A 7623-nucleotide genomic window follows, 5' to 3' on the forward strand; every position below is an offset into this window, starting at 1 on the left:
CTCTATATAGATAGATACTCTTTTTTTGAGTGTCTACTATATAGGGTCCATTTTAAATGAATCGGTCTTTTTTTTTAGGAGAATGTAAGAATTTTGTTATGTGAATAACTTTTTATAATTTTTTAAAATCTCACAGAATTCTCACACCAATAAAGAAATAATAACACTGTCCTAACAAGTATTGACTTAAAATATATATAGTAACTGAGGGAGGGATCTATATTGAGACAAGGGACAAGTTATAAAAATGAATATAGTTTAAAAACATTATGTAATGAAGTAAGAAACTTGATTAATAGTGGAGAAGATGAAGCTTGTTATGACTTAATTATAGAAGGGATGATCAAGTCACCACATGCACCTGAACCACATAACCTTTTGGGAATATTATTAGAAAAACGTAGAGAGCATTTATTAGCGATGAAACATTTTAGAGTGGCGTCAGATTTAGATCCAACATATTTACCAGCAAGATATAATCTTGAGATATATGGTGGATTTCATTCAAGTGGAAAGATTGCATTTGATGAAAGTGATTTTAATTATTTAGAAGAAAAAAATTCATATAAATTAGAATATGGTGAAAATCATATTGGATATATCGTAAGGAGGACGAAAAATGAAAATTAATAATATTAGAGTAAATAAAAATGTATTAATTATAGGATGTGGTAGACTTGGAGCAAGCATTGCAAATGCGCTTTCAGATAAAAATATGAATGTAACTATAATTGATATAGAGAAAGATTCTTTTAGAAAACTATCACCATCTTTTTCAGGAATGTTAATGGAGGGAAATGGTATGGATATAGATATTTTAGAAGAAGCCAATATAAGAAAAGCAGATGTAGTAAATGTAGTTACTAATAATGATAATACTAATATTTTAATTTCACAAATGGCAAAAAGTCTCTTTGGAGTAGAGGAAGTAATTATTAGATTGTATGATCCTGAAAAGGAATGTGTTTATAAAGATAGTAATATACATACTATTTTTCCAGCGTTATTATCTTCCACTGAAGTTGATAGAATCTTAAACATATAGGAGGATGGTTATGAAAAATAAAATATTATTAGTTGGTGGATTTAATAAAACAAGTGCTTTAGCAAACTCTCTTATAAGCAAGGGATATTCAGTAACAATTATTAATGAAAATTATATGAATTGCATGAAATTAGCTGAAAATAATCAGTTAAAAGTTATTCATGGGGATGGAACAAAGCCATATGTATTAGAAGATGCAGAGGCTTATGATAATCAAATAGCTATAGCTTTAACACAATATGATGAGCAAAATTTAGTGATTTGTCAATTGTGTAAGAAGAAATTTGGAATAAGAAAAACAGTAGCTTTAGTAAATGATCCTAAGAAAACCAGTTTTTTCTATAAAATGGGAATAGATTCAGTGGTATGTGCGCTAAACACAATTACAGGTATTATTGAGCAACAAGCATTTATCAATGAAATTGCTACTATATTACCATTAACGCAAGGAAATATTAGTATTGCAGAAGTACCAATTTTACAATCTGCTCCAAGTGTTGGGAAAAAAATATGGGAAATAGATTTACCTAAGGAAGTTATTATAGGTTGTATATTAAGAGGAGAGAATAGTATGGTTCCAAGAGGGGATACTGAATTACTTGCTGGAGATATTCTTATAATAATATCATCTAAGGAGAATCAAATATTAGCAATTAAAGAGTTAACAGGAAGGTAAAAAATATGAAAAATATATTTATAAATTCTAGTAGTGTGGGTAAGTTGATGCTAATTGTAAGTGGGCTTGTTACATCCCCTATACTTTTATTGTTATTTTATCCAGAAGATATGAAATATATTTCATCATTTCTTATGACTGGCTTAATTTCTGTAATTTTATCAATAATAGTTTGTATAGCAACAACAAAAAATAATAATGAAGAGCCTTTCACTATGAAGAAAGGAAGCATCACAGTTTTATTTATTTGGTTATATAGTTTTTTTATAGGGTCATTACCTTTTGTATTTGGAAACCAATTAACTTTTATACAAGCGTTATTTGAATCTGTTAGTGGATGGACTACAACAGGACTATCAGTTATGGATGTAAGACATGTACCTAAAATATATTTGTTCTATAGAAGTTTTATGCAATATTGTGGTGGACTTGGATTTGTAATGGTAATGGTTATGTTAATCCAAGGAAAGCAAGCTATGAGTTTATACAATGCAGAAGGACATTCTGATCAATTAGCTCCGAATCTAGGAAAAACTGCAAGAACAATATTTCTTATGTACTTTGGATATTTTTTAATTGGAACTATTTTTTATACATTTTTTGGAATGCCAGTTTTTGATGCAATTAATCATGCTATGTGTGCATTATCAACAGGAGGATTTTCTACTGAGGTTGATAGTATTGGAGCTTACAATAGTATTGGTATTGAAGCGGTTACAATTTTTTTAATGATTATTGGTACAACTAACTTTGCAGCGTTATTATTACTTTCAAAGAGAAAAATTAAACAGTTTTTTAAAGTAAGTGAAATGAGATTTTTATTTGTACTTCTTATGATTACAGTACCTATGGTTGCAGCATCACTTTTCTATCAATTATATATGAATATAGGAGAAGCTTTTAGAGTTTCTATATTCAATATAGTATCTGCTTTATCTACAAGTGGATTTTCAACTATGAGCTATTCAGAATGGCCAGTTTTTAGTATAGGAATAATGATATTGTTAATGATTATTGGTGGTGGAATAGGTTCCACAGCAGGTGGAATGAAGCTTACTAGGGCATATTTGATGTGTCGTATAGTAAAAGAAAATATAAAGAAAAGAATATCACCTTCAAGAGCAGTTAGTAATCCATATTTTAATAGAGCGCAAGGTAAAACATATATCGATAGAGCAATGGAATCAGATACAGTAGGATTTATATTTTGTTATATATTTATTTTTATAATTGGAACTTTACTGGTTACTTTAACAGCGAATTGTTCATTAAGTGATGCAATGTTTGAATTTGCATCATCACTAGGAACTGTAGGATTATCTATAGGAATAACAGGCCCAACTACTAATAATGCTACTTTAATTGTTGAAATGTTAGGTATGTTGCTTGGAAGATTAGAGATTTTTATTGTTATTATAGGTATATATTTAAGTTTGAAAAAATTACAAAAAATAACTATAACTAAGAAATAATATTTTTAGTTATATTATGATGAATTAATAAAGAAACCTCACTTATTTGTGATACGGTTCTCCATATGACAAACAAGTGAGGTTTTTACTGAAATTGGATAATTAAATATAAGGGATATGTTATTTACGCGTCGGCTCCACCATGAAATCCAGTAGTATAGAAATGTGTTGAAGTGGATTATTTATTATGTAGTTGTGGACTATATGCAAAATTTATGTATAATTGAAATAAGAAATATGCAAAATTTATTTATATAAATAGTAGATAACAGAAAAATTGTTAAGAGTAAGGTGATTTAAATGAAATTAGCTGAAGCTTTAAATTTAAGAGCTGACCTACAGAAAAGAATTACAAACTTAAGAGAAAGATTGATAAAAAATGCTAAGGTTCAAGAAGGGGATACACCATCAGAAGATCCTAATATGCTTTTAAATGAGCTAAATGATAATATTATTGAACTTGAAAATATTATAAAATTAATAAATAAAACTAATAGCTCTACTTATATAGACAATGAAAGTATTTCAGATATTATAGCTAAAAGAGATACTTTAGGATTGAAATTATCTATTTTAAGAAGCTTTATTAGTGAATCTGCCGATAAAATTGAGAGATATTCAAACAAAGAAATAAAAATTTTAAGTACAGTGAATGTAGCTGAAAAACAGAAGGAAATAGATAGTCTTTCAAAAGAATATAGATTAATAGATACTAAATTGCAAGGATTAAATTGGACGACCGATATTATTTCTTAAGAATTTAGATGGTAATTTGCAAGGGTGAACATAAGCTCTACTAATTGAGGTGTAAATTAGTACTATGATAGCATGTACGGAACAATGTGCAAATAATAAAAATTAAGTTCAGTAATGTTACAAGAGTAAAGTTATAAATTAATGTAACGACCGTATGTTGGCTTGTGAATGAGGGTGGGATAGGGATTAATATATAGTTATATAAAAGTTAATAAAAATAAATATACATTATAATTTGGAAAATTTTTAAGAAGAAATAAAAAGCATTACTTGTTATTGTCACAGACAATCGTACCATAAGTAAGAGATGTTTATTATTTATTATAGCCTTAGGTGTTGAAATAATTTGACTAAGGCTATTTTTATGAATATATATTTATATTATTTTTGAATTAAAACTTTTTCTATTTGTCCGAGAAAAATAGTATGAAAAAGAAAGATCAATATTATATAATTCTTAGTGAAAATTTTATAATATTTTGATATGTAATTGATGAACATACTAATGAAAAGATGTATATAAGAGGTGTATAAAATGAACAAATTAAAATTAGTAGTAGTCATGATAATAATTTCTATTAGTTTAGTAGCATGTAATAATTCAGATGTATCAAATCAAAGTGAAATAAACTCAGGTATAACAAATAATGGAATAGCTAATACTAATAAGATAACAATTGATCAGGCTAAAGAAATAGCTTTAAAGCATGCAGAATTAACAGAAGATCAAGTTTCATTTGTTAAAACTAAAAGCGAATTTGACGATGGGGTAGAAAAGTATAATATAAAATTCTACTATAATAATAAGGAATATGATTATGAAATTAATGTAGCTAACGGAGAAATAATTAAATACGAATTAGATGACAAGAGTAATGAAAATAGTAGTCTAAATAATTCAAATAGCACAGCTAATATTTCAGAAGAACAAGCAAAAGAAATTGCATTAAAGCATGCAAACTTAACGAGTGATCAAGTTACATTTGCAAAAGTAAAATTAGATTTTGATAATGGAATACAAAAGTATGAAGTAGAATTCTATTATAACAATAAAGAATATAATTACGAAATAGATGCTAATACTGCAGAAATATTAGCTTATGAACAGGAATAATATATTGAGAAAAGATGCCACTCTTTAGGGAGATAGGCATCTTTTTTATAAGAATTAAAATGATATAATTTAAGCTTAAAAAATAGTATTGACTCTGACGTTGCGTAATAAATTAAAATTATATTTGTAGTTAAGATAAATAAAATAATTTATGAAGGGAGGCATATAAAATTAGTGAGAATAAGTGAAGTGGCAAAGCTAACAGGAATAACTGTAAGAACATTACACTATTATGATGAGATAGGGCTGTTAAAGCCAAATAAAATAACAGAGGCTGGTTATAGGTTATACTCTAAGGAAGATCTTGAAATATTACAACAAATACTGTTTTTTAGAGAATTGGATTTTCCGCTAAGTGAAATAAAGGAAATAATGAATAATCCTAATTATGATAAAGAAGAAGCACTTAAAAAACAAAAAGAATTACTAATTCAGCAAGGACAAAGGATAGATGGACTAATAAAATTAATAGATAAAAGAATAGAAGGGGATAATAATATGAGTTTTAAGGAATTTGATATGAATGAAATAGAAGAAAATAAAAAGAAATATGCTAAAGAGGTAAAAGAACGTTGGGGAAATACTAAAGCATATAAAGAAAGTGAAAAGAAAATAAGTGGATACAATAAAGAAAAATGGGGAGACATTAATCAAGAAACAAATGAGATATTTAAAGCATTTGCTAAATTAAGGGATTGTGATCCAGGAAGCGAAGGGGTACAAGAATTAGTTAGAACATGGCAAAAGTATATTACTGATAATTTCTATACTTGTACAAATGAAATATTAGCTGGATTAGGTTTAATGTATGTGCAGGATGAAAGATTTAAAGAAAATCTTGATAAGAATGGTGAAGGAACTGCTAAATTAATGGCGGAAGCAATAGAAATTTATTGTTCAAAATAATATGACACCTAAATGACACAAAGGAGGATTATTATAAACACATAAAGTAGTTAATGCAAAGTAATTAATGATTAATAATAATCCTCCTTTTGAAATATAAAGGCCGCCTAACATGAGAGTCCCCCTTAAGTGTTAGGCTTTTTTCATGTAAAAAATCAAAATATGAATTTTATTCTAATTTAAATGTAAAAATGATAAATTTAATAAATAAGAAAGAAAACAATATAAATAGGAATATAAAAATTGATTATGTATATCCATTTATGAAGAATTCTGATATGAGTAGCATTCTTTATTATATCCGATTCAATCAGAATCAATAAATAAGATAATACCATCAGCTCAAAGAGCAACAATAATTTCAATAGATAGTATAATTTTTTCAGTAGGTATTGTATGTATTTTTCTAATATTCGGAGTTACAGCAGATACATTAGGTTTACAAATGACATTTTTAGATTTAGGCATTTTGCAGATAATAATAGTAATAATTCTTAATAATAGAAGTAAGTAAATTAAAGAAATTGTGCAGAATTGACAAAGGTTTGTCAATAAAAGAATAGTATGATAGTATATATTAATGCATAGGATACTAATATGTACTTAGAATAATGAGATAGCAATGGAGGAAATGAAGTTATGTTACCAAACTGTCCAAAATGTAATTCAGAATATACTTATGAAGATGGAAGTCTTTTAATTTGCCCAGAATGTGGTCATGAATGGACTGCGGCAAGTCAAGCTGCTGAAGAGGAAGCAAGTATTATAAAAGATGCTAACGGAAATGTTTTAAATGATGGTGATACTGTTACAATAATTAAAGATTTAAAGGTTAAAGGTGCTACATCAGCATTAAAGCAAGGAACAAAAGTTAAGAATATTCGTCTACTTTATGATGTAACAGATGGTCATGATATAGACTGTAAAATAGATGGATTTGGAGCAATGAAGCTTAAATCATCAGTAGTTAAAAAGATATAAATAAAAGCAATATATGTAAGGGCTGTTTATAATAAAATTAAGCAGTCCTTTTTATTTGAGATAATGTTATATGATATAATTAAAATAAAAAAATAAGCGTTTGGAGGCGATAGTTTATGTTTACTAAAGAAGAGCTTTTAGTAATAGAGGATGCATTAAAAATAGCTGATGAAAAGTACATAAAATTGCTTGATGAAAGCAAAAATAATAAAAATAAAATGGTTGCATTTAATAGAAAACAAAAGAAATTATGGTTAGTTCAAAATAAGTTAAATAAAATATTAAAAGAAGAAATTTAAAAATGTTATTTTTATAGTATCTAGTATAAAAACTAGATACTTTTTTTATTAATAATTTGCTTTATAGACGATATTAAATTAAATATTCAATATATCAATTTTAATTCATCTATAAATATTGATATATATCACTTAATTTATTAATTTATCACAGTGTATTTAATAGATATATATACTTCTATTTATATTAAATTGATATTAATTACACATGGAGATAAAATAACACAAACAATAACTAAAATTAGTAAAATGTTGATTTATTTAACATAATGTAGTATTTTGATATTTTTTGAAAAAAATCAATAATAATACATATAATATTTTGTAAAAAAAATGTATCTACCTCTGTTTTTATATAAATTTTATAAAAAATA

At 26.5% G+C, this 7623-nt stretch carries 9 protein-coding genes; all 9 read left to right on the forward strand.

Translation table 11 applies throughout. The features are described from left to right. Window positions 1–222 precede the first annotated feature (222 nt). The 9 genes from I4V63_RS15205 (at window position 223) to I4V63_RS15245 (ending at window position 7249) form a co-directional block, all read left to right on the forward strand. Entirely contained in the window at window positions 223–630 is a 408-nt protein-coding gene (locus I4V63_RS15205) for a hypothetical protein (protein ID WP_196002065.1), read from the forward strand. Then, complete coding sequence (locus tag I4V63_RS15210) at window positions 620–1045, forward strand: NAD-binding protein (protein WP_196002066.1); 426 nt, start codon at window positions 620–622, stop codon at window positions 1043–1045. Before I4V63_RS15205 ends, I4V63_RS15210 begins: the two co-directional genes overlap by 11 nt. Before the next feature lie 10 nt (window positions 1046–1055). Continuing rightward, window positions 1056–1721 carry an NAD-binding protein gene (locus I4V63_RS15215; protein WP_196002067.1) on the forward strand — a complete coding sequence of 222 codons (666 nt, stop codon included), beginning with the start codon at window positions 1056–1058 and terminating at the stop codon, window positions 1719–1721. Window positions 1722–1726: 5 nt separating this feature from the next. After that, window positions 1727–3193, forward strand: a complete 1467-nt coding sequence (locus I4V63_RS15220) for a TrkH family potassium uptake protein (protein WP_196002068.1) — start codon at window positions 1727–1729, stop codon at window positions 3191–3193. A 300-nt stretch (window positions 3194–3493) separates the two neighbouring features. After that, the gene (locus I4V63_RS15225; protein WP_196002069.1) at window positions 3494–3949 is read left to right on the forward strand and encodes a DIP1984 family protein; all 456 of its coding nucleotides are present in this window, start codon (window positions 3494–3496) and stop codon (window positions 3947–3949) included. A 535-nt stretch (window positions 3950–4484) separates the two neighbouring features. Beyond that, window positions 4485–5063 (forward strand): PepSY domain-containing protein, encoded by a 579-nt coding sequence (locus tag I4V63_RS15230; RefSeq protein WP_196002070.1) that lies wholly within the window; start codon window positions 4485–4487, stop codon window positions 5061–5063. Window positions 5064–5237: 174 nt separating this feature from the next. Then, window positions 5238–5969 (forward strand): MerR family transcriptional regulator, encoded by a 732-nt coding sequence (locus I4V63_RS15235; RefSeq protein ID WP_196002071.1) that lies wholly within the window; start codon window positions 5238–5240, stop codon window positions 5967–5969. A 639-nt stretch (window positions 5970–6608) separates the two neighbouring features. Continuing rightward, a complete protein-coding gene (locus I4V63_RS15240) occupies window positions 6609–6950 on the forward strand; it encodes a zinc ribbon domain-containing protein YjdM (RefSeq protein WP_196002072.1) in 342 nt (113 codons plus the stop codon). Between the two features lie 116 nt (window positions 6951–7066). Beyond that, entirely contained in the window at window positions 7067–7249 is a 183-nt protein-coding gene (locus I4V63_RS15245) for a hypothetical protein (RefSeq protein WP_196002073.1), read from the forward strand. Window positions 7250–7623 lie beyond the last annotated feature (374 nt).

It is taken from the genome of Clostridium sp. 1001271B_151109_B4, assembly GCF_015670405.1.
GTDB lineage: Bacteria > Bacillota > Clostridia > Clostridiales > Clostridiaceae > Clostridium.